This is a genomic window from Alkalibacterium iburiense (assembly GCF_039521845.1).
In the GTDB taxonomy this organism is placed as follows: domain Bacteria; phylum Bacillota; class Bacilli; order Lactobacillales; family Carnobacteriaceae_A; genus Alkalibacterium; species Alkalibacterium iburiense.
On record NZ_BAAACW010000068.1, the window covers coordinates 60,082 to 83,326 of the forward strand.

Here is a 23,245-nt window from a genome sequence, read left to right on the forward strand (position 1 = left end):
GAATGTATTCTTGTATTTGCTTTTTATTTCGACCGACAGTGTCCACGAAAAAGCCACGACACCAGAATTTTCGATTACCATATCGATACTTTAGATTCGCATGACGATCGAAAATCATTAATCTACTTTTTCCTTTTAAGTACCCCATAAATTGAGAGACACTTAATTTGGGTGGGATACTGACTAACATATGAATATGATTTTTACATGCGTTAGCTTCATGTATCTCCACTCCTTTTCTCTCACAAAGCTCTCGGATAATTTTTCCAATACTTTGTTTGTATTTACCGTATATAATTTGTCTTCTGTACTTTGGGGCAAAGACAATATGATACTTACATCTCCACTGTGTATGTGCTAAACTATTCTTGTCCTTCATGGGACATGCCTCCTTCTTGATGAGAATAAGTGGTCGGGAAACCAACTTTATCTTATCATGAAGTGAGGCTTTTTTTGACCCCACGCTGGAAGCTTTCCGGAACCCCCGGCATAGCCGAGGGTTTTCAAAGACCATAAAAAATCCCTTCTATCATTTTGTCAGATAGAAGGGATTAGTTTGTAGTGTATTTTAGCTTTCAGTTGCTGGCTTTTTTAATTTCTTTTTAGTTTCTGATTTTTCACTTTCGTATACTGCATCATACTCTGCTTCTTCTTTAGGCAATAACTGGTGCAGTAGAATACCTGTGATGGCACTTAAGGCTGTTCCAGATAAAGTGACGATACCAACAAGGTCGATGACTGCTCCACCTAAGCCGATGACGAGCATGGAACTGGCAATAATTAAGTTTCTTGACTGATTGAAATCCACTTTGTCTTCAATCATCACTTTCAATCCGTTGCTTGCAATCACCCCATACAGCAAGATAGACATGCCACCAAGGACAGCATTTGGTATGGTTGAAATTAAGGCGGTGAATTTACCCATAAAACTCAATCCGATAGCGATAAGAGCTGCGTTACGAATAACGGATACGGATGCGATACGAGTCATTCCGATAACTCCCGTATTCTCTCCATAAGTGGTGTTGGCCGGTCCCCCAATAAAGGCTGATACAGCTGTGGCTAAACCGTCTCCGACTAACGTGCGTTTTAAACCAGGTTCTTTCAAGAATTCTCTATCTACAATTTTTCCTAAGACAGAGTGGTCTCCGATGTGTTCAGCGACTGTTACTAACACGATAGGCAACAGAGCCCATGTCTCTGGTCCAAAGTAGAGCGAATATGATTCGAACGTATTCGTTTCAAATGGCAAGTACAATTCTGGTAGAGCGAACCAATTCGCTTCCAGAACTGGCGTAAAGTCAACGATTCCTAGTATGAGGGCTAAGAGATATCCTCCAACAATTCCGGTTAGGAATGGAATGATTTTAAAAAAACCTTTTGCTTGTGTATTGACAAAAGCTGTAATCAGGAATGTAGCAATGGCTACGACAATGATTCTCCAGTCCGAATCCATAACGAATCCGGCGTTTTGAACCGCGTTCGCTGCTAATCCTAAACCGATAACCATAATCATGGGACCAATGACAATAGGTGGTAAGATTTTATCAATCCATGCTGTTCCTATCATTCGAACAACTCCAGCTATTATGACATAGGTTAACCCTACTAAAATCACACCTGTCTGGGCTGCACTGATGTCTCCGCCCATCTGTTCTATCGCAATTTGCATTCCTGCAATATAGGCAAAGGAAGAGCCTAGATAAACAGGTACTTTCGCTTTCGTTGCCACTTGATAGATAAGCGTCCCAATCCCACTTGCAAGTAATGCGACTGATACCGGTAGACCCAGCAATATGGGTACAAGTATGGTTGCTCCAAACATGGCGAAGACATGCTGTAGACTGAGAAACAAGCCTTTTATCGGGGCTGGTCTATCCTCTACATCTAAAATTAACGGTCGTTGTTGTACTGCCATAACTATCGTCCTCTCTTTTCTAATTTTTGGCATAAAAAAATGCCCATTATACGTTTAGCATAAGGACCTTTAGATAAGATGGACGTTAACAGACTGATCTATCCTGCTTTCTTTTCCCATCAGAATATGAAGGCAGACTGCAAGACAGACTATTAACTATATAAAATTTTCCCATCCTTTTCTACCTCTCTGGATAGAATTAAAGGAGCTTTGCTGAAAACAGTGTACCAGTTGTTTAGAAATATATCAAGCTTTCTTTCTCAATAATTTTTACAACTAAAGTAAATTAATTTTATATCTCATAGCCTCTTGATTATGTATTTTTCTTAATTAACTAATTATAATTAGTATTAGGAATTAAGCTCTCATAATTTAAAATGCACATATAAAAAGAGAGACAGACAAATATATGTCTACCTCTCCATTTCAACTACTTGGAAGTACCCTATTAAATTCTCAGTATTTCTCTCTAATATTTAATTTTAAATCGATAATACGTCCCTGAATAATTCATAGCTCTAATTTTTTGGTACATTTATTGAAATATGAATCACTAATATCCCTTTCGCCTGATTTTGACTAAAAAGTTACTCCAGACATTCACTATTCAAAAATATTGCGGAATAAATTTTGGAAGTAAGGCATTTTGAGCATACTTCTCCCTGGATAACTTCCCAGTAAAAAAATTAGTTGGATTGTTGGATCAGATCCATTGACTGGCTCGCCTCAGGCGAGCAAAGACCCTGTAGAATTCATTCTGATAAATATGATAACTAGATAATTTGAGATAGACTCGTCTACCCGTTTGGACTAATTTCCCAGCAACTTTCAGAAACTTCAATCGAATAGAATGAATGGTCATTCCCTTTTGGGCTTCTTCAAAGCCAATAGTTCTTAAGAAGTTGACTAATTTGTAAGCTATCAAGCTGAGCATCATTCAGACATGATTCTCCAAAAAGCGAGGACTGTCTGTCTTGTCAAAGTAAAAGCCAGCTTTCGCTTCTTTAATGAAGTTCTCCATTGTGCCACGTTTGGCATAGAGAGAAAAGATGGTATCAGGAGAAATATTTTCTGATAGATTCGTCACGATAAACTCATGTCGAAAGAGTAGTTCACCCGCTTCACGTGTTGAGCGTATACACACACGACGACTTTGTGACCAGGATTGTGCTTGATAAGTCGTTGAAAAGTACTGAATTTCTCGTTCTTCCCATTTTTGATCATCGCCATAAAGCACTGATTTTTCAGCTATTTGTCCTAGTCTACGATTATTCTTCAGTCGAATAACATAATGACTCTTTTTTAATTCACACGAATCATACACACCAGGTGTAGCGAACCCGCTGTCTCCACGAACCAAGATCTCAGTGTTTGGTAGAGAGTGATTATAGTGCTCTAATAAAGGTGTGAGAAACTCCTTTACACCTTTAGACGTATATTGATTCCCTGAACGTAGTTCAGCTTTTAAGAAGTCACCAGTCAATCCGTCAAAAGCTACCAATGGATGGTAACCATAGGTTTGGTAGTGGGTATTATAATCCGTTTGTTCTTGGTGACCAAATGTATCTGAATGGGTCGAATCTAAATCAATGATTAATTCCGTATCATTACGGATGAGGCGTGCTTTATCAATAAGTTCTTGGTTAAAAGCTTGAAGTTCATGGATATTCCCCTCAGATAGTCGATCTAAAAATCGAGAAAGAGAAGATTGAGAAGCGAGTTCTTTCCTATCTAAAACAGCTTTAAAGACGGGATCTTGTCTCAGGAGATTAGCTGCAGAATCAGCTGGGTAACCAGCAATTAATTGCATAATGAACTGCTCAAGTATGGATAAGTTGTCATGAGTAAAATACGCTCGTTCGTCTTCAATTTGAATGTGTTGCTTAGCCAGTTCAGAAAAACCGAAGGTGTTCATCAGCTCTTTCACTAGGACGAGACCCGAATCACTCGATAATTGACCACCTGTATGAGAAATAGTGATATTTGAATTGAATTTTACTTGGTTTTTGTGTAAGCTAGTCATTAGAAGAACTCCTTTCTTTTGGTTGGTTTAGTCACTTTAACCATAGCAGAAAGGGGTTCTTTTTTCATCACTTAACGGGTGAAGATGAAAAAGTAATTGTAAGCTGCCGTGAGGCAGTTTCACATGGTTTTAATTAAAAGTATGAATTATTCAGGTACGTCTAATGTTTTTAAATAATTTCTAATGCCTAAAAAGCTTGAAATTATAAAACAGGTATTAACTATATATTACTGTACCTGTTTTTCCTAAGACTGCTTCTTTTGCTTTTTCAAGAGAAGAGATTATTGCTTTTCTTCCAGGTTTAGACTCAACAAATTTTGTAGCAGCTTCGACTTTAGGCAGCATACTTCCTTCAGGAAAGTGACCTTCTTCAATGTAGTTTAATGCCTCTTCTACACTCAAGTTTTTTAATTCCTTTTGGTTAGGTTTGCCAAAGTTTATTGCAACTCTTTCTACAGCTGTGAGAATAAAGAAAAAGTCCACGTCAAGTTCTTCAGCTAGTTTCTCACTCGCTTTGTCCTTATCTATTACCGCTTCAACACCGATTAATTTATTTCCTTCTTGAATAACAGGAATGCCTCCTCCTCCTGCACCAATGATAACATGTTCTTTCTCTATTAGTTCTCTCATTATACTGGATTCCACTACTTGAAGAGGTTCTGGTGAAGGAATAACTTTTCTATACCCTCTGCCGGAATCTTCAATATAATGATCCCCAGATGCTTTTGATAGCTTTTTTGCATCTTCTTTTGAATAAAATGGCCCAATTGGTTTTGTCGGATTTTTGAATGCATTATCATTTTTATCAACAACAACCTGTGTTATCAATGAAACAACAGACTTATTAATTCCTCTATCTAAGAGTTCAGTTTTTATTGCATTTTGCAAATGATACCCAATATACCCTTGGCTCATCGCTCCACTTTCAGGAAATGGCATGCTGTATATTTCTTCACCTTTAGATTTCGCATATTCTTTAAAAGCTAAATTGATAGCTCCTACCTGAGGACCATTCCCGTGAGATATTGTGACTTCATGGCCTTGCTCGATCATGTCCGCAATAGCAGCAGCAGCATTTTTCGCTAAATCTTTTTGTTCTTCTGCATCATTTCCTAGTGCGTTACCGCCTAGAGCAATAAGAATTTTACTCATCTGCTTCCTCCTTGTAAATATCAACAAATGTAGTTATTGCTTTTTCAAAACACTCAACTGGCGGATGCACAATACCTGCTCCGATTTGGCCAATACCAGCTTTCTTATGAGCCATTCCAGTATTAATTACCGGAAGTATATTTGTCTCAATTACTTTTCTAATATCTATACCATATGCTCCTCCTCGGAAGTTTAACGTTGGTATAGAGTAATTACTATTTTCTCCAACTGTTATTTCATACATTTGCTCACTGTATTCAATGGCATCTTGTACTTCTCCACCCACGAATTGTACTATAGCTGGTGAAGCTCCCATTGCAAAACCACCAATTCCCATTGTTTCTGTTATGGTACTATCCCCAAGATCTAGTGCAGCGTCTTCTTCGTTATAGCCTGGGAAAAACATGCCTTTCACAAGATTAGCTGGTGCAGTAAACCATTTATTTTTTTCTAAACCACTCACTTGAATACCAAATTCAAAACCATTCCTTGCCATTACTGTCACAACTGTAGAATACTTTACGCCATGAGCAGCATCTAAAGATGATTTACTAGCAGGCATCGAAAGATTCAAGAAATAGTGTTCATTATCTCTAATAAATCCAGTCACATCTCTTAAATTTTCTTTGCTTAAATCAGTTTGAAGGAAGTAATCTATAATTTCACGATAGAATAAACTAGTAGATGCTTTATTTCTATTATGACATTCATCGCCCATATGAAGAGCCTGCGATGTAATAGATTTTAAATCAATTCCATCTGTTAATGCTAAAGCATTTTTAAGCGCAGGAGCATATGTCTCCTCAATCCATTTTAGTCTGTTGATGACTTCTTCAGAGTTAGCTCCAAATCGCAACACTTTTCCTAACCCTTCATTTACAGTACAAAATGCTTTGTTTCCGTGTGTTCTGTTTTCTACAACATGTACTGGCATTGAAGGAGATATGACACCAGCCATAGGTCCTACTGCATCGTAATGGTGCGTAGGAGAAAATTCAATTTCTCCAGATTCAGCTAATTTTTCAGCTTCTTTCTGATCAGTAGCTAAACCTTCGTATATTAAAGCCCCTATTATAGCCCCTTTTACTGGTCCTGCCATTTTTTCCCATTTAACAGGTGGTCCTGAATGTAAAATTAATTTTTTATGCATGCCAGGAATTGCATTAATGGCTGGTTCTATATCAACTAAGAATGGATGAGCATCTTTAATAATTTTAATTACGTTTTGGTTTGCTTCATCAATTTTTTCTCTCTCCTGCAAATAGTCAAGTGCCTCAAGAAGCTTTACATTTCCTCCAGCTGGAGGTCTCCAATCAAACTGTACTGACTCAACATTTTGCAAGTCCAAATCTTCTTTAAACTTAGGGGTTCCGATATTGATAACTCGTAACTCTGAGCCTATTAGTCCTCTATTTTCACTCACTTAATTGACCTCCTTTTTCACAATTAAACCTGCTACTTTACTAGCCATTTCGTTACTATCTGCTATAAACACCCCAATATCTCTCAACTTGTCTTCTTGTTCTTTTAGTCCTTGCTTGTCTTTAGAGGTGCCGCATACATAAGCTACAATCGGAAGATAACGATCGTTATTTTCTGCAATGCTTTTAGCCTTAATCAAAGTATCTAGTGATTCGCCAACGGGATTTTCGTGAGCACCGTATCCAATTTCGAAATCTAATAATAATACAGCGGTATTTGGATTTTCAGCTTCTATTAAGATACGTTCATTTCTTAAATTCGGTTCAATCATCGGATGCGGTTTTCCTTTTGTAAATTCGTCATCACCCATATCCAATAAAATGTGACTCTCACTTAGAGAACTGTCACTTAATTTCTCTTCTTGACGTTTAGCGACATTACTTTTAACATCATTCAAGTCTTCACGTAAAATTGATAAAGCTTCTGCAGTCAACGTTCCTCCACAGAATAATCCCTTAACAAATTTTTGAGATTCAACTAACTTGTTATTTTCCTGTTTGATCCATTCTTTATTATCTTCGCTCAATTTAGTATTAAATGTTGCATTCTTATCAAAAGCTAGTATAGACTGACGTGCCCCTTCTATTAGAGTAGATGCAAATGAGGCTCCAGATTGTTCAACAGTTTCTTTATCTCCATCCAGGAAGCATATAACTACTGGCTTTGATATTTCTTTAACCTTTTCTAAAATCTTATCTTGAACAATCTTTGCAGGTGGCTTTGATATTAATGTAATAACCTTAGTATTATCATCTCTATCAAGTAGTTTTAGTCCTTCTAACATCATAATACCACCGATTTTCTCATGTAAGTCTCTTCCGCCTGTACCAATTGCCTGAGTAATTCCGTAGCCCATTCGATCGATTTGAACAGCAACTTCCTGTAAACCTGTACCAGAAGCAGCAACTAAACCGATACCGCCTTGCTCGACTTCATTTGAGAAACATAATCCTATTTGGTTAATCATCGCTGTACCACAATCTGGACCCATGACAAGAAGATTCTTTTTAGCGCCTAACTCTTTTAGTTCTCTTTCATCTTCAATCGAAACGTTGTCACTAAACAACATCACATTTAAATCTCTGTTGAGTGCTTGTCTTGCTTCTCGGGCTGCAAATTCTCCAGGAACTGATATAACTGCTAGATTTGCATCCGGCAAAGTATTTAATGCCCCTGCTAGTGTTTTTACTGATTCATTACCTTTTTTATTAGATGATGACTTTTTAGAATTTAATTCCCCATCAACGTAATCAATAATAGAGTTAAGTGTGTCTTCATTCTTTGTTTTTATGGCTATAATTAGATCATTCTCTGAGGCGGATTGAGCTTCATCTGTCATCATTCCAATATTTGCTAATAGTTCTTTATTCATTTGAGTAGCCATTGATACAACTGCATCAATGACTCCCTCTTGTTGTAGGACTTTACCTGAGAGGGACATTAAAGTTACTGAATCATGATAAGCATTCTTTTCTATTAATACTTTTGTTTCCACTACGTTCTCCCCTTCTTTTCTTTAATTAAATACTTCAATCCAAAACAAACTCCAACTAACATATCTGTGCCAGAAGTTGACCCAATATTTAGTATTGAATCAATAAGTTTCTCATTCCTTCTTTTATTATCTATTTCCAATATTATATAATCTCTTAAAACTGTGTTGATTTCGCCAGTTAAAACATTTGAAATCATATAGTAACCGACGTGTGTTGTCTTATTTCGGAAGTTGAATTTCTTTAATGAGTGGAATAATTCGCCAACCTTTGATTGATTTTTTGCATAACAATATAAAACTGAAAGGAGGCCTGTGATAAAATCGTCACCAGAAGGCGTTAAGCCTACTCCCAGCCCTATAAACTGTTGTAAGTTATCAAAAGTCATTTTTTGTTCAAGTTGATCCAACAATAGCTTGAAATAACTGTCGTATATTCTTGGAGTAATCTGGTAGTTATCTTCTTCAATCATCAAGAAGGCAGTAAGTATCCCACCCGTTTTACCGAAATCAGACAAATAATTTTTTAAATGATTATACTTGTTTCTGATCATATTTTTGTCTGATGGAGTTATATTAATTGAACTATCCCAAGTATCGGCATAAGAATAATCAAGAGTGAATATATCAATGGTTGCTGAGTTATTTTCATTAAAACAAACCGAATCCCCGATATTTATTTTTTTATTCAAATCACTAAAGCCTTTATGTTCTTTTGTTTTCATCATATAAGGTGAGGAGATGACACTATCAATAGCAATAGCAACTAAACACGACGGATAAACCAACTCAATATTGATAACTTTATCGAATATACTAATAATTTCCCCTGTTAGATTCACAGTTGTAGACTCTGCTAGAGTTTTTTTCAATCTTTTATCCATATGATTAATTGCTATCCTCATTGTTCCACCTACCTATTGAGTATCTTCCAGTTCTTCTTTTTCGTCAGGATGTCGGTAAAAATGGAAAGCAAGCAGACCTACAGCCATTGTTAAATAACCAAGCGCGGCACTTAATCCTGTTCCTAAACCTATTTCTCCTGCGTGAATAAATCCAAAGTATGAAAGAGCAGCTGTAATCAAAGCATAAATTGCTGCAAGTTTAAATTTTCGATCAATCAGGTAAATTATAATTGTAATTAACATCATTGATACTAAGATATCTGAAGCTCCCAATGTGCTCCACCCGCCATAATACACACCGTTATCTTGTAAAATATTTAATCCCACTTCTGAAGCACTTGTTCCGGCTGCAGTCAAAGCGTTATCAACCTGTAATATAACAAAACTCGCTATAAATGGCATTAATCCCAAGATCATTGCAGGTATATGTTTAGTCTTAGCAGTAGAGAATGCTTGTGTCCCAATTGACATTGAAATATAAACTAAAATTGGTAACAAAGCGACTAGAGGAATAATTGCCATTACAAGGGGCATTAAGCCGATGAAAGCCAGTAACAGAACTCCTACTCCAGTAGCTAAAGAATAGCCAACTCTTGCTCCTGTTGCTTTCCATCCAGGGTGACCAATATAAATAATAGTTGGGTAAACACTTCCTAAAAAAGAACCGAAAATAGTGAGTAAACCAGGAACTAGTAAAGATAATGCTGTTGGGAATTTATCTCCAGCTACTTCAGCACTTTCAATATTGTCTAGACTTTCTAAGAAGTCATAGATTGCCAAAGGAATAGCTGCTGCAAGGAATGGTGACAAATAAGCAAATCCTTGAAATAATTGTGAAAAAGCAAATGATGGAAGTGAAATTGAAAATCCACTAGCTGCTTGCTGAACCGCTTCTACATCCATATATCCTGTGCCCCACGCTAAAAGCATCCCAATGATAATAGCTAGAAGACCAGCTGGAATATTACCAGGTAATTTTTTGTGGGCAATCCAACCACCTAACACTATTACTAGAGTCAAAAGCCCAATATAAGGTGCACTGTATATTTCTCCCATTGGATTCATAGCGATATAAGTCAGTGCTAGACCAGCCAAAGAACCTAACAAAGCACTTCTTGGTATATATTTCTGAATGAATGGTCCAACAACTGCTCCAAGAGTCATAATAATTCCTTGAACTAAGTTCCAAGCAACCCCTGTAGACCATGCCAACAACCAGTCTTGGGTCTGTGCGTAAACAGGTAACATTACACCAAAAGTAACGATAAAATAATGAGGAACACTCAGACCATACGGCATTGCAGTGACATTAGAATTTCCATTTTTTAATGATGCTTTTCTTGCCTGGATAGCAAAGATTATACCACCTAGTCCAATAGATACTGCAGCACCCGGTACAATATTTCCGTAAATGATATCTCCCGGCATATTAATAGCTGCAAGTAAACCAATCGCAGCTAAAAAGTTAGTTAAAACGTTACTGAATAATCCGAAGAAACCATTTATATCTCCTTTAACAAACCAAGGAGTTCCTTGATGATTCTTTTCCATTTTGTTCTCTCCTATGCTGATAATTTATTATTTAGACCAAGCACTTAACAAGTTTTCTGACGGTGCAGTCCACCCGAATATTCCACCCTGCTGATTTATCATGCGAATAGAATCTTCGTGATCTTTCGGATCAAAGGCAGCACAGCAGTCTTCAAGCATTAAACATTCGTATCCGCGGTCATTTGCTTCTCTGATTGTAGTTTGAACACATACATGAGTCGTTACACCTGTTACAATTAAATTTTTAATATTTCTATTTCTTAAAATAGATTCTAAATCAGTTTGATAAAATGCTCCTTTTCCAGGCTTATCTAAAACAACTTCATTTTCTTTAGGTTGCAATTCATCTACAATATCATGACCATACTCACCTCTTACCAAGATTCTACCCATGGGTCCTACTTCGCCAATACCTCCACCACGTTTAGCTTTGCTTACTGGAACGTCAGTAAGATCTGGTCTATGCCCTTCTCTAGTATGGATAACTAACAAACCTTTTTCTCTTGCTTCTTCCAGTACACGTTGAACATTAGGAATGATTTTGTTAGTGGCCGAAACATCATTACCTAGTTTTTCCCCAAATCCCCCTGGATATAAAAAGTCTCTCTGCATATCAATAATCATTAATGCTGTTGAATCGTTATTAAATTCAAATTCGTATGGTTTTGCGTTTACTTTATATGATGTCATTATTTGTTCCTCCAATTTGTTTTTTATTTAAATATTTTATTACCAAAATTATTATAACTATTGCCAAGTAACTTATTGTCAATTCGGCTGACACGTTTATTCCAACTAATGGAGCATGTATCAGACCAAAAAATGAAAATATCGCTCCAAGAACAGATGTAAATGCTGCTTTATCATACTCTCTATCAATTAAGAAGCACAATAAACTAGACCATAACATGCCTACAATAATGGCTCCAGATCCAATAACTACCATCCCGCTAAATTCAATTCCTGCGATTCTTAAGGTCTCATATCCTAGTGAAGTAGAATCAGTTCCTGCAGCTGTAAGCGCGTTTTCGATAAGATTTCTTCCCCAATCAGCTAACCATGGAATAATAGCTAAAATAACAGCAGGTGCATATTTGCTTTTAGTTTCTTGAAAAGCTTGTGCCCCAATAACTAGACCAATATAAACTAAGATCGGCAATATAGCTTGAATTGGAATGATGTTGAGCAGTAAAGAAATAAGACCAAGCCACGTTATAGCTAATAGTCCAGCTCCTGTAGCCAAGGTGTAACCAATACGAGCACCTGCTTCTTTCCACCCAGGATGCCCAATAAATACAGCAGTAGGGAATGGACTACCAAAAAGACTAGCCAGTATACTGGTTGCTCCATCAGCAATCATTGTCCAGAATGTACTATAGAGATCTCCTGCTGCTTCAGCACTTTCAATATTGTCAATTGTTTCAAAAGCATTGTAGATACCTAGAGGTATTGCGGAAGCTAAAAATGGAGTGGCTTCAGAAAAACCAGATATAATCCTACTTACTGAAAAACTAGGTAAAGATAACTCAATTGAATTAAAAGATGAGATTAACAAGCTAAAGTTCATCATTCCAGTTGTCCATCCGATTGCCGTCCCTACGAGAATGGCTACCAGCCCCACAGGTATATTAAGTGGGAACTTAACTTTTCCAAACCAACCCATTAGAATAATAATAAGTGATATAATCCCAACGTAAGGAATGTCAAAAGTTTGCATTGCAGGTGTCATTGCAATAAATGTTATTGATGCTCCTGCTAAAGAACCTAACATTGCAGCTCGGGGTATTACTTTTCTTAATGCTCCGCCAAAAAAGGCTCCTAATAGCTCTATAATTCCTTCAATGAATCCCCAAGCTAAACTGGCATACCAAGCTGCGTATGGATCTCCTGTTGACTGGTATACTGGACCCATAATCAAGTAGACAATAAGGAACATATGAGTTACGCTCGTCCCTGAAGGAAGTGCTGTTACATCGTTCCTCCTTTCCTTGGATGCCAGTCTGTAAGCCATCACTGAATAGATAACACTACTAGCAAATATTGACAAGCCTACAGCAGGAAGAATTGTTCCTAGCGCTATTTCGGCAGGTATTCCAACAGTCAGCAACAACCCTGCCATCACAAGTAAGTTAGTTAAATTATTTGTAAATAATCCAAAAAAACCATCAATATCAGACCGTTGCCAAATTTTTACAAATCTATTATTTGCAGTCACTACATTCTTCTCCTCTTCTCATATAACAGATTTAAGACCTCATCGCGATTAACTAAATAATATCACCAAATATACATTTAATCATTGTCAATCATTTGCATAAAAAACGTTTTCATTTTGTATGTTTTTGCCATAAATAAAAAGCAATGAAATCTCCGCGAGAGATTTCATTGCTTTTTTCCTGATATAAATTTCTTAAAGGACATATATATTTGTTATAACGGGTAATTTAAATAACTTATTAGCCGTAATGCTATAGCAACCTCGGTCAACTCATTTCCATCATTAATTTCAATACCTAGTTCTTTCAGTTTATTTACACGATATCTTAGAGAATTATAATGAATAAATAATTCATCTGCACTCTTTTTCATATTCATATTATTTTCAATTAAGCACTGAAGTGTTTTTATTAATTCCATACCACTAGTTCGATCGCTTTGTATTACAACACCAAGTTTTTCCTCTACGTACGATTCTAACTCTTCTCTGTTATTAATTAAATGAAATAATTTGAATATCCCTAAACTATCATAAAATTCAACAAATCCGATTCCTTTATATACCTTCTTATAAATATCGTGAACTAATATTGACTCCTCATATGCTTTGGGAATCTCTAACATACTATAAATTCTGCCGGAAACACCTATACTCGTATTACCAAATCTTTTTAAGTGCTTCATAATTAAATTACTTGCCTTATTTAATTTCTCTGTAATATCATTTATCAATGCAATACTTACAAAACAGATAATCTTATTATTGTAAACTGCAGTCTTACAATTTTCAATCGGTATTTCACAAATACTTGAGATAGTTTCTGTAATAATTTCTGAGTCTAAAATTTTATAATAATTATTTAACTTTGTATTTTGATCTTCATGGTTTACATCAATTAAAAGAATTATATTCGGAAAGTGTATATCCCATTTAAATACTTTTGCTTTTTGAATAAGCTCTGTCTGAGATGAATACTGAGTATAAAGGATAGAACGAATAAAATTGTCTAAATAATTTCTTTCTTTCTGTATTAATGATTCGCGATTTCGCAATAAAAAAGCTAATAAAATACTTGCTTGCTCTATTACTACATTTAAAAAAGGGATTCTTTTAGCATCATTTTTTATGAGTATTAAATAACCCATAACTTTATTTCCAGCTATAATTGTTTGAATATTTAAATCTTTTTTTGAATTTATTTTATCATTTATTATTATCGGTTCTTTATTATCAATATTAATTATATTCTTAATATCAAAATCAATGATTTGCTTTTCAGAAATTTCAAATAATTCTGAATCTTTCTCCAGAGTAGTTTCAATAACCTTCAATTGATCACTAATAACTATTATATCAATGTTAGTTATTAAAGCTACATAAGATACTAGATCTTTTATATCAGCTCCGCTTAGTAGAAGGTTATGTAATTTATTTGATATGCTCTCTCTAAATTCTAACTCTTTCGTTTTACTTCCTATTAATCTCGTTAATATATCATTTGATAGAAGAGAGAAATTAGCGGAAGAAGGCAAAGTTAATATAGGAAAAGAAAGTCGGTCTGCCTGTTCAATCATAAATTCCGGTATTTTCTCAACATATCTTCCTAATTTAATAGCTACCCCTGATAGTTTATTATTACTTAAATTTGGAATGAAATTTTCCATAGCATATTGGTCGTCTGCGATTGGGAAAAGAGTAGTAAATAATAATCCTTCTTTATCTATATAAGATACAATATCAGGGACTTCCATAACATAAACATTTTCAACTGCATTGAATAGCCCTTCCCTTCCGGCTACTACTTTTACATCATGGAAAGAATCTAATTTCAATATTTCACTCAATTTGACTTTCATATTATAACCTCATTTATTAAAATTTCACTTGAGCATTTGTTCATTTTACTGTAGCATAAATAATTAGTGAAAAGAAAGGAAGATTATATTGACTGAAAATTTGTTTATACTTAGCCATCCTTTACTACAACATAAAGTTACACATCTACGCAAAAAAGAGACCGGATCAAAAGATTTCAGAGAACTTGTCGAAGAAGTTTCATCTTTAATGGCCTACGAAATAACCAAATCGCTACCATTAAAAGAAGTTAAAATTGAAACGCCTATCACTATGAGCAAATCATTTATCTTAAGTGGTAAAGATATTGTTATAGTTCCATTAATGCGTGCCGGTTTAGGTATGGTTAATGGAATTTTAAAAATGGTACCAACTGCGAAAGTTGGACATGTGGGGCTTTATAGAGACCCTTTAACACTGGAAGCAGTAGAATATTATTCTAAGTTGCCGGATGAAATAGAAAATCGAGAAGTATACATTGTCGACCCCATGTTAGCAACAGGGGGCACTTCAATAGCAGCTATTGATATGCTAAAAAAAAATAATGCTAAAAAAATAAGTTTTATTTGTCTGATAGCTTCTCCAGAAGGGCTTACAAATCTTCATGAAAAACATTCTGATGTTCCCATTTACACAGCTGCTGTAGATCCTGGTTTAAATGATAAGAGCTACATCACTCCAGGCTTTGGTGACGCTGGAGACAGACTTTTTGGAACTAAATAAAACTATTATTAACACTAATTAAAAAATATCCATAAAGCAGCAAGATCACTAGCCCACTGATCTTGCTGCTTTTAGTTGAATAATAAAGGTAAATTAAAATAATATATTTCTTACAAAAAATCTCTTAACAACTGATTTAATAATAAGAACTTCTCTTCTTTGATTACGATGAACTGTTACCCGCTCTTGCTTGAGAAATGACACAGTCAATAGCAATCACTATTCCAAGCAATACATCGACTTGTTCATCATTATAAATAATGATTTCATAGGAGTCTCCCCAGGAAAACCACTTTTTGCTAATATCTGCAATGACTTTACTTTCATTGTCTCGTATCACATACTCATGAGCTGTCACCGAACCGTCAATAAACCAATTCTTCCCTAGAATCTGGTAGTTATTTTTCAAAAAAGTAAATTCTTTTTTGACTGTCGCAACATGATTATCTTTAGCATATAAATCAAATTCAGGAAGAAATCGCCATAACTTCTGTTCGATATAAAGTACTTCCTGATCGGCCTTATCATAGACTCGTAATTTTTTGCCGAGTGTCAGCACTTCCCCTTCAACATAATAGACATCCGCTTCTGTTTCATCTTTAACAAAGAAACGATCACGAAAAGAAAAGACTTGCTGTTTGATAAATAGTCGTTTCATCCTATCTTTCCTTTCTTACGTTTGTTTTAGAGCTTTATTATAATTGACTCGGGCAGACACATTGGCTATTAAACCAAGAGTCCCGGATAAAACAATTAAACTTGTACCACCATAACTGATAAAAGGGAAAGTAACACCGGTAATAGGCATAAGGCCCACCACCCCTCCTAGATTGATGAGGGACTGTATCAGAAATAACGAGGCAATACCAATACAAAGTAAAGAGTCAAATGGGCGATTCGAGCGAACAGCTGTTAAAAACATACGTGAAATAAGCAAGGTGGCCATAATAAGCAATAGCATGATACCAATTAAACCGAATTCTTCTCCTATTATCGAAACAATAAAGTCCGTGTAGGGAAAAGGAAGGTACCCAGTCTTTTGAACACTGTTTCCAAAACCTACGCCGAACAAGCCACCTCGTCCCAGGGCATAATAGGAGTTAACAAGTTGAAGTCCGGAACCTTCAGCTAAAGTGAAGGGATCCCAAAATCCTAAAAACCGATTATATCGGTATTCATTTAAGAAGAACAACCGTGTACCGTAGTGTCTAATGAGTTGAGAAACGGCTAGTAAAAGAGAGATACCAGATATCCCTGATATAACTGCCAACTTTGGAGATATACCACTAGCAAAAATCATAAGCGTTCCTACAATGACAATAATAAAAGACGAGCCCGTATCTGGCTGAATATAGATAAAGAAAACGATAAAAGCTACAAGTATAATAGGAGCAACGATAGCTTTAAAGAAATCTTCATTAATTTTCTTTTGTCTTCTGGACAAAATATAAGCTAAGTACCAAATAATCATGACTTTAGCTATCTCAGCTGGCTGAATATTAAAGAATGGGGTCTCAATCCACCTCCTCGCTCCGTATATTTCACGACCGTAAATAAGAAGGAGTAACAAGGAAAAGGTCGTAATCGCAATCCCTGCCATGACTACCCCCTTTTTCCTTAAAATCTGAAATGGAAAAAACCAGCCAATAATAAAGCTAATGTAACCCAGCCCTACAAATACCGCTTGTCTGGGCAAGTAGTAGTGGGGGTTACCATAGTCATGTAAGGCACTGTAGCTACTCGCGCTGTACACCATTATGATGCTAAAAAGTGTTAAAGCAAGATAAGGAGGTACAATCCATTTATCTATATATTTTATTCTTTCACGTATCATATTGCCAATCCTTTCTTGCACACTCTCTTATAATTAAGATCCCGGATGAAATTCTTCTCCTTCTCCTGAAAAGAAGTATGATTTATGATTAAAACGCATGGACATAATCAAGCCTATCCCCATCATGTTTCCCAATAAAGAAGAACCCCCTTGAGATATAAAAGGCAAGGGAATACCTGTCATCGGTAATAATCCGATTGTCATACCGATATTCTCTAAAACATGAAACACAATCATCATAATGACGCCTGTTGCTATATAAGCATAAAATTCATTTCTGGTGTCATAAACAACTTTAATCATGTGATAAACCAATACAAAATAAATAAAAATTAAAAAGGCTCCCCCAGCAAATCCAAAGTTTTCGCCAATGGTTGCGAAAATCATATCAGATTCTCTCACTGGCACATACACTTCACTGACTCCCAATCCTTTTCCAAATAATCCACCTGAGCCAATGGCCTTGAAAGTTTGAACAATTTGGTAAGATTCGTCACTGGTAACGTTATGAGGGTTCAGCCAAGTGTCAATGCGTGAAATTTGGTGCGGTCTAAGAATACCAGTGTTTAATAATATCTCTCTATTGTAAACAACTAAATAAAGTAAGGTAAAGCCAACTAGTGCAATAGTTAAAAATATAGGGAGAAGTATCTGCCATTTTATTCCTGAAAGAACGATGATACCCATTGCAATCGCCGCATAAACTAGCGTCGTACCCAGGTCATTTTGCATAAAGACTAATATAATAGGTAGCAAAGCTAATATAGATATTTTGGCTAACAATAGAAAATCAGTCTGGTACGTTTTAGCAACATGGGCACTGTTGTGTCTAGTCACAACCTTAGAAAGCATCAAAATATAAGGTAGTTTAACAAACTCAGAAGGCTGTATGGTCCCAAGAGGCCCTAACCTTACCCAGCGCCTTCCTCCTGTACGTGCAGCCATGTTCCTATCATAAAAAATTAAGGTCACAAGTAAAATCAAGATTCCTATAATATACAAATAAGTGGTCATTTTCCAAAGTTGCTCGGAGTCAAATTGCATAATAACGAATACGGCAATAGCTCCCATCCCGTACCATACAATTTGACGCAAGACGATTCCAACTCCATCATTTTGAATTAGAACCGTTGTAGCATATAAAGAAACGATACTTATGATAGCTAGCAGCATTACAGATAAAATAATGCCATAATCAATTCTTTGTGGGTATTTCTCTTTGTTCATAAACTCTTCCTCTCTAAGGTTTAGCTTAGTCGGGTTCAAATAGATGAGCGGTTTAAGCCGTTACGATCCAGGATAGAAATCTTTTCCTTCACCAGAGAAAAAGTAAGATTTATGATGAAAACGCATGGACATGATTAAGCCTATGCCCATCATGTTTCCTAATAATGAAGATCCCCCTTGAGATACAAAGGGTAACGGAATACCCGTTATAGGCAGTAAGCCGATATTCATGCCGATATTCTCTAAAACGTGAAACACAATCATCATAATGACTCCTGTTGCTATATAAGCATAGAACTCATTTTTGGTGTCATAAACTACCTTAATCATATGATAAACCAATACAAAATAAACAAATATTAAAAAGGCTCCTCCTGCAAAGCCAAAATTCTCCCCAATGGTTGCAAAAATCATGTCGGATTCCCTTACTGGGACGTATACTTCACTGACCCCTAATCCTTTTCCGAATAATCCGCCTGTACCAATAGCTTTAAAGGTTTGAGTAATTTGATAGCTAGCATCACTTGACCCTGTATGTGGATTTAACCAGGTATCGATACGGGCAAACTGATAAGGCTGAAAAAAACCTGTTTGTAACAACACATCTCTTCGATAAACAACTAATAAGATTAAACCTGCCCCAACGAAAAATATAGTTAAACTGATAGGAAGCAGGATTTGCCATTTTATTCCAGAAAGCAAGACAACTCCTACTACGATAGCAATATAAACAAGGGCTGTTCCCAAATCATTTTGCATTAAGACCAAAATGAGGGGAATAAGTGAAAAGAAAGCTAACTTTCCAATTAAAATAAAATCACTTTGATAATCTCTGTATTCATATTGACTGTTATGTTTCGTTACGACTTTTGCTAATATTAAAATAAATGGAATTTTAACGATTTCTGAAGGTTGGATAGTTCCGAGCGGACCCAATCTAATCCAGCTTTTGCCTCCAGTTCTTAAAGCTAAAGGTCTGTCATAAAATAAAAGCGTCAGGATAAGCAGGATAATGCCTAATACGTATAAATAAGGTGTCATTTTCCACAGCTGTTCCGATTCAAACTGCATGATGATAAAGACAGCCATAGCACCTAGTCCATACCACATCACTTGACGAATGGTCATGGAGACTGGATCTCCTTGAATTAATACTGTCGTAGAATAGATTGCCACGATACTGATTATCGCGAGGAGCATGATAGACAATATAATACCGTAATCAATTCGTTGCGGGTATTTTTCTTCGTTCATTCTGTTTTTCCTTTCTCATCTCTCAAATAGGGGACTTCCTCCAAACAGTTACATCTAAGTAAATATACCTGTTCATCATCACATTCTATCAGATTTGCTGTCTCTTTCATACAATATCTAGAAAATGACACAAAACTTTTAAATAGGGGTCCCCTTTATAAAAAGGGTCTTTCATTCGTTTATGTTCCATTTAAACAACGGATTTATGTATAGAAAAAACCCTTTGCTTCAAAGAACGAACTTCTCGGCAAAGGGTATATTAAATTCAGGTATGAACCTTATTTAACTTCTACTGAAGCTCCAGCTTCTTCTAATTTAGCTGCTAATTCGTCTGCTTCTTCTTTAGAAACATTTTCTTTAACTGCTGCTGGTGCACCGTCAACTAATGCTTTAGCTTCTTTCAAGCCAAGACCAGTTGCTTCACGAACTGCTTTGATAACTTTAATTTTAGCAGATCCTGCGCTAGTTAATTCTACAGTGAATTCTGTTTGTGCTTCTTCAGCTGCTGCTGCTCCACCTGCTGCTGCAACTGGTGCTGCTGCTTCAACGCCAAATTCTTCTTCAATAGCTGATACTAAGTCGTTTAATTCAACGATTGTAGACTCTTTTAAATCAGCAATGATTTTTTCAATATCTAATGCCATTTTTGTTTTCCTCCATATAATTTAAGTTTTAGTTGCTTCTTTAAGAAGCGATTCGTGTGTTATTAAATAAGTGAAGTGAAGACGAGGCTTTATGCCGCTTCTTCTTCCTCTTTTTTCTCTGCAACTGCTTTGATTGCCAATGCTGTATTTCGAACGGGTGCTTGAAGTACAGATAATAGCATAGAAAGTAGTCCTTCGCGGCTTGGTAGTTTAGCAATTTTGTTGATATCTTCAACGCTTGCTACTTTACCTTCTAATACGCCACCTTTGATTTCAAGTGCTTCAGCGTCTTTCGCAAATTCAGCAATAATTTTTGCTGGAGCGACGACTTCTTCGTTACTGAAAGCTACAGCTGTAGGTCCTCTAAAGACATCATCCATGCCTTCAAGTCCAGCAGCAACTGCCGCACGACGTAACATAGTGTTTTTTAACACGCGCATTTCGATTCCAGCATCACGTAATTGTTTACGTAATTCTGTCACTTCTTCAACGGTTAAACCACGGTAGTCTACAACGACAACAGCTTGTGCATCTTGAAATTTCTTAGTAATATCATTGACTATTTCTTCTTTTCTTGCAATGACATTTGCTTTGCTCATTGATGTTTCACCTCCTGATCGATTGAAATGAGGATTTTAAATATAAAAAAACCCCATGTCACCGTAGACATAGAGGGATTGTGTTTGATTACTCTCACATGTATCCTCGGTATGATATTAAGGCTTTCGCCACATACTGTCTTCGGTATATCCAGTAACAAATACTTTTGACAGTCTTTGTTACTTTCATTCATCAATGCATATTCAATTAAGTTATTTCCTTAACCTGCATAAGTATAGCAAGCTATCCTACGCAGGTCAAGAAAATAGTTAAAAATTAATTATTTAATTACTGTACCTGTGTCAATTTTAACTCCAGGTCCGAATGTGCTTGCCACTGCCATATTTTTAATATATGTGCCTTTTGCACTAGCAGGTTTAGCTTTCACAATAATATCGTGAATAGCAGCCAAGTTTTCTTGTAGTTTCTCAAGATCAAATGATACTTTTCCAATTGGAACGTGTACGTTTGATTGACGATCTACACGGTAAGTCACTTGTCCAGCTTTGATATCATTAACAGCTTTGGCAACATCAGGAGTTACTGTTCCGGTTTTAGGATTTGGCATAAGACCTTTAGGTCCTAAGATTCTTCCTAATTTACCGACTTCAGCCATCATGTCTGGTGCAGCTACAACTACGTCAAACTCTAACCATCCGCCTTGTACTTTTTCTACAAGTTCGCTGTCTCCAACGAAATCTGCTCCGGCTTCTTCAGCAGCTTTAGCCGCATCGCCTTTAGCAAATACGATAACCGTCTGAGTTTTCCCTGTACCATGTGGTAAAACAGTTGCTCCACGGATTTGTTGGTCTGCTTGCTTAGGATCTACACTTAATCTGTAAGCTACTTCAATAGTAGCGTCAAAGTTAGCGTAATCTAATTCTTTAACTAATTCTAAAGCTTCAGTCGCATCATAATTTTTATGTCTGTCTACTTTTTCAAGAGCAGCTAAATATTTTTTGCTTTTTTTCGCCATAATTATTTCCTCCTTATTGTGGTATTAACGGTTTAACCTCCCACTTGATCTCCGCATTAAGATACCTATCCTTCGGTTATCTTGAAAAAGAATGGCTTTCTTTTTCTTGGTTGCGGAGGCAGCAAGCATAGGGAATCTGGTTCATTATCCTTCGATAGTGAATCCCATGCTTCGAGCTGTACCTTCAACCATACGCATAGCTGACTCAACGTTAGCAGCGTTTAGGTCTTCCATTTTTGTTTCAGCAATTTCTCTTACTTGATCGCTTGTTACAGTAGCCACTTTTTTAGTGTTTGGCTCACCAGAACCTGAATCTACACCAGCTGCTTTTTTCAACAATACTGCTGCAGGTGGAGTTTTAGTGATGAATGTAAATGAACGATCTTCGTAAACTGAAATAACAACAGGAATAATCATCCCTGCTTGATCTGCAGTACGAGCGTTGAATTCTTTACAGAATCCCATAATGTTTACTTGAGCTTGTCCTAACGCAGGTCCTACTGGAGGAGCTGGGTTAGCTTTCCCTGCAGGAATTTGCAGTTTCACGACGTTAACAACTTTTTTTACCACGAGACATACCTCCTTGATTTTGTCCGTGAGTGGTTAAATGAGGATATAAATTTCCTCTCCCACTTACTTTGCTAATCAATCGAATCAACAGACCCAATTGACGCACTGACACATTATACACCTATGCACTTAAAAGCGCAAGTGTTTTATTCGTTTATTTTAGATATTTGATTATAATCAAGTTCGGCATTGGTTTCTCTTCCGAACATTTCAACCGATGCTTTAATTTTGCCTTTTTCTCTTTCCAGTTCGGTTACAGTACCTTCCATACCAGCAAAGGCTCCTCCGACGATTTTGATGACTTCGCCTACTTCTACATTCATATCCACTTTACGAGGGTTAATTCCCATGCTACGTAAGATTTGGTCAACTTCTTCTGGTAATAAAGGAGAAGGTTTACTTCCTGCACCGTGTGAGCCAACGAACCCGGTTACCCCAGGTGTGTTACGTACGATATACCACGCTTCATCTGACATGATCATTTCAACTAATACATAACCAGGGAACGTTTTTTGCATAGCTGTTTTCGTTTTACCGTCTTTTTCTTCAACTGTTTCTTGTTCCGGTATCAGGACCTGAAGAATATTATCTTCCATTTTCATACTGGCCGCTCGCGACTCCAAGTTCTGTTTGACTTTGTTTTCATAACCAGAATAAGTGTGTAACACATACCAGGCTTTTGAACTTTCTATTTCGCTCATAATGAACTCCTTTATTTAATAGTCTTTTTCATACTAAAAAAACCTTCTTTGCTTGTGCAAAAGAGAAGGTTTTTCATCGGTTCTTGTGTGTAGTATAGCATGCTGTTTTTATATTTTCTAC

20 protein-coding genes, 1 pseudogene and 1 other annotated feature are annotated in these 23,245 nt (G+C 36.3%); of the genes and pseudogenes, 1 reads left to right on the forward strand and 20 read right to left on the reverse strand.

The genetic code is table 11. The features are described from left to right. The 11 genes and pseudogenes from tnpA to ABDZ53_RS06030 form a co-directional block, all read right to left on the reverse strand. Window positions 1-379, reverse strand: a 379-nt coding sequence (gene tnpA, locus ABDZ53_RS05980) for an IS200/IS605 family transposase (RefSeq protein ID WP_343754689.1), incomplete at its 3' end; no start/stop codon positions are given. 189 nt (window positions 380-568) lie between these two features. Next, window positions 569-1,918, reverse strand: coding sequence for a uracil-xanthine permease family protein (locus tag ABDZ53_RS05985; RefSeq protein ID WP_343754691.1), 1,350 nt, complete (start codon window positions 1,916-1,918; stop codon window positions 569-571). 703 nt (window positions 1,919-2,621) lie between these two features. Further along, window positions 2,622-3,941, reverse strand: a pseudogene (locus tag ABDZ53_RS05990) (IS1380 family transposase). Window positions 3,942-4,157: 216 nt separating this feature from the next. Continuing rightward, window positions 4,158-5,093 carry a carbamate kinase gene (gene arcC / locus ABDZ53_RS05995; protein WP_343754693.1) on the reverse strand — a complete coding sequence of 312 codons (936 nt, stop codon included), beginning with the start codon at window positions 5,091-5,093 and terminating at the stop codon, window positions 4,158-4,160. After that, window positions 5,086-6,516: a YlbE family protein gene (locus tag ABDZ53_RS06000; RefSeq protein ID WP_343754695.1), complete on the reverse strand. Its 1,431-nt coding sequence runs from the start codon at window positions 6,514-6,516 to the stop codon at window positions 5,086-5,088. Before ABDZ53_RS06000 ends, arcC begins: the two co-directional genes overlap by 8 nt. Further along, entirely contained in the window at window positions 6,517-8,070 is a 1,554-nt protein-coding gene (gene fdrA, locus ABDZ53_RS06005; RefSeq protein WP_343754696.1) for an acyl-CoA synthetase FdrA, read from the reverse strand. After that, the gene (locus ABDZ53_RS06010; protein ID WP_343754697.1) at window positions 8,070-8,972 is read right to left on the reverse strand and encodes an oxamate carbamoyltransferase subunit AllH family protein; all 903 of its coding nucleotides are present in this window, start codon (window positions 8,970-8,972) and stop codon (window positions 8,070-8,072) included. The genes fdrA and ABDZ53_RS06010 overlap by 1 nt, the downstream gene beginning before the upstream one ends. Window positions 8,973-8,984: 12 nt before the next feature. Next, window positions 8,985-10,523, reverse strand: a complete 1,539-nt coding sequence (locus tag ABDZ53_RS06015; protein WP_343754699.1) for a hypothetical protein — start codon at window positions 10,521-10,523, stop codon at window positions 8,985-8,987. A 27-nt stretch (window positions 10,524-10,550) separates the two neighbouring features. Continuing rightward, window positions 10,551-11,213, reverse strand: coding sequence for a cysteine hydrolase family protein (locus ABDZ53_RS06020; protein WP_343754701.1), 663 nt, complete (start codon window positions 11,211-11,213; stop codon window positions 10,551-10,553). Further along, window positions 11,200-12,738 carry a hypothetical protein gene (locus ABDZ53_RS06025; RefSeq protein ID WP_343754703.1) on the reverse strand — a complete coding sequence of 513 codons (1,539 nt, stop codon included), beginning with the start codon at window positions 12,736-12,738 and terminating at the stop codon, window positions 11,200-11,202. The genes ABDZ53_RS06020 and ABDZ53_RS06025 overlap by 14 nt, the downstream gene beginning before the upstream one ends. A gap of 215 nt (window positions 12,739-12,953) precedes the next feature. After that, complete coding sequence (locus ABDZ53_RS06030) at window positions 12,954-14,597, reverse strand: PucR family transcriptional regulator (protein WP_343754705.1); 1,644 nt, start codon at window positions 14,595-14,597, stop codon at window positions 12,954-12,956. A gap of 100 nt (window positions 14,598-14,697) precedes the next feature. Between ABDZ53_RS06030 and upp the strand changes: the two genes are divergently transcribed. Continuing rightward, window positions 14,698-15,318 carry a uracil phosphoribosyltransferase gene (upp, locus tag ABDZ53_RS06035; protein WP_343754754.1) on the forward strand — a complete coding sequence of 207 codons (621 nt, stop codon included), beginning with the start codon at window positions 14,698-14,700 and terminating at the stop codon, window positions 15,316-15,318. Window positions 15,319-15,481: 163 nt separating this feature from the next. Here upp and ABDZ53_RS06040 read toward each other — a convergent pair whose 3' ends face one another. The 9 genes from ABDZ53_RS06040 to nusG all read right to left on the reverse strand — a co-directional run bounded on the left by ABDZ53_RS06040 (window position 15,482) and on the right by nusG (window position 23,115). After that, window positions 15,482-15,976 (reverse strand): LURP-one-related/scramblase family protein, encoded by a 495-nt coding sequence (locus tag ABDZ53_RS06040; protein WP_343754706.1) that lies wholly within the window; start codon window positions 15,974-15,976, stop codon window positions 15,482-15,484. A gap of 15 nt (window positions 15,977-15,991) precedes the next feature. After that, complete coding sequence (locus tag ABDZ53_RS06045) at window positions 15,992-17,152, reverse strand: FtsW/RodA/SpoVE family cell cycle protein (protein WP_343754707.1); 1,161 nt, start codon at window positions 17,150-17,152, stop codon at window positions 15,992-15,994. Window positions 17,153-17,185: 33 nt separating this feature from the next. Next, the gene (locus ABDZ53_RS06050; RefSeq protein WP_343754708.1) at window positions 17,186-18,379 is read right to left on the reverse strand and encodes an FtsW/RodA/SpoVE family cell cycle protein; all 1,194 of its coding nucleotides are present in this window, start codon (window positions 18,377-18,379) and stop codon (window positions 17,186-17,188) included. 60 nt (window positions 18,380-18,439) lie between these two features. Continuing rightward, window positions 18,440-19,633, reverse strand: coding sequence for an FtsW/RodA/SpoVE family cell cycle protein (locus ABDZ53_RS06055; RefSeq protein ID WP_343754709.1), 1,194 nt, complete (start codon window positions 19,631-19,633; stop codon window positions 18,440-18,442). 278 nt (window positions 19,634-19,911) lie between these two features. Beyond that, window positions 19,912-20,277 (reverse strand): 50S ribosomal protein L7/L12, encoded by a 366-nt coding sequence (rplL, locus tag ABDZ53_RS06060; protein ID WP_343754710.1) that lies wholly within the window; start codon window positions 20,275-20,277, stop codon window positions 19,912-19,914. 89 nt (window positions 20,278-20,366) lie between these two features. Beyond that, window positions 20,367-20,876 (reverse strand): 50S ribosomal protein L10, encoded by a 510-nt coding sequence (gene rplJ / locus ABDZ53_RS06065; RefSeq protein ID WP_343754711.1) that lies wholly within the window; start codon window positions 20,874-20,876, stop codon window positions 20,367-20,369. 36 nt (window positions 20,877-20,912) lie between these two features. After that, window positions 20,913-21,040: a sequence feature (ribosomal protein L10 leader region), on the reverse strand. A 117-nt stretch (window positions 21,041-21,157) separates the two neighbouring features. Further along, entirely contained in the window at window positions 21,158-21,853 is a 696-nt protein-coding gene (gene rplA / locus ABDZ53_RS06070; RefSeq protein WP_343754712.1) for a 50S ribosomal protein L1, read from the reverse strand. Window positions 21,854-21,997: 144 nt separating this feature from the next. After that, entirely contained in the window at window positions 21,998-22,423 is a 426-nt protein-coding gene (gene rplK, locus ABDZ53_RS06075) for a 50S ribosomal protein L11 (protein ID WP_343754713.1), read from the reverse strand. A 146-nt stretch (window positions 22,424-22,569) separates the two neighbouring features. Continuing rightward, entirely contained in the window at window positions 22,570-23,115 is a 546-nt protein-coding gene (gene nusG, locus ABDZ53_RS06080; protein ID WP_343754756.1) for a transcription termination/antitermination protein NusG, read from the reverse strand. Window positions 23,116-23,245: the final 130 nt, after the last annotated feature.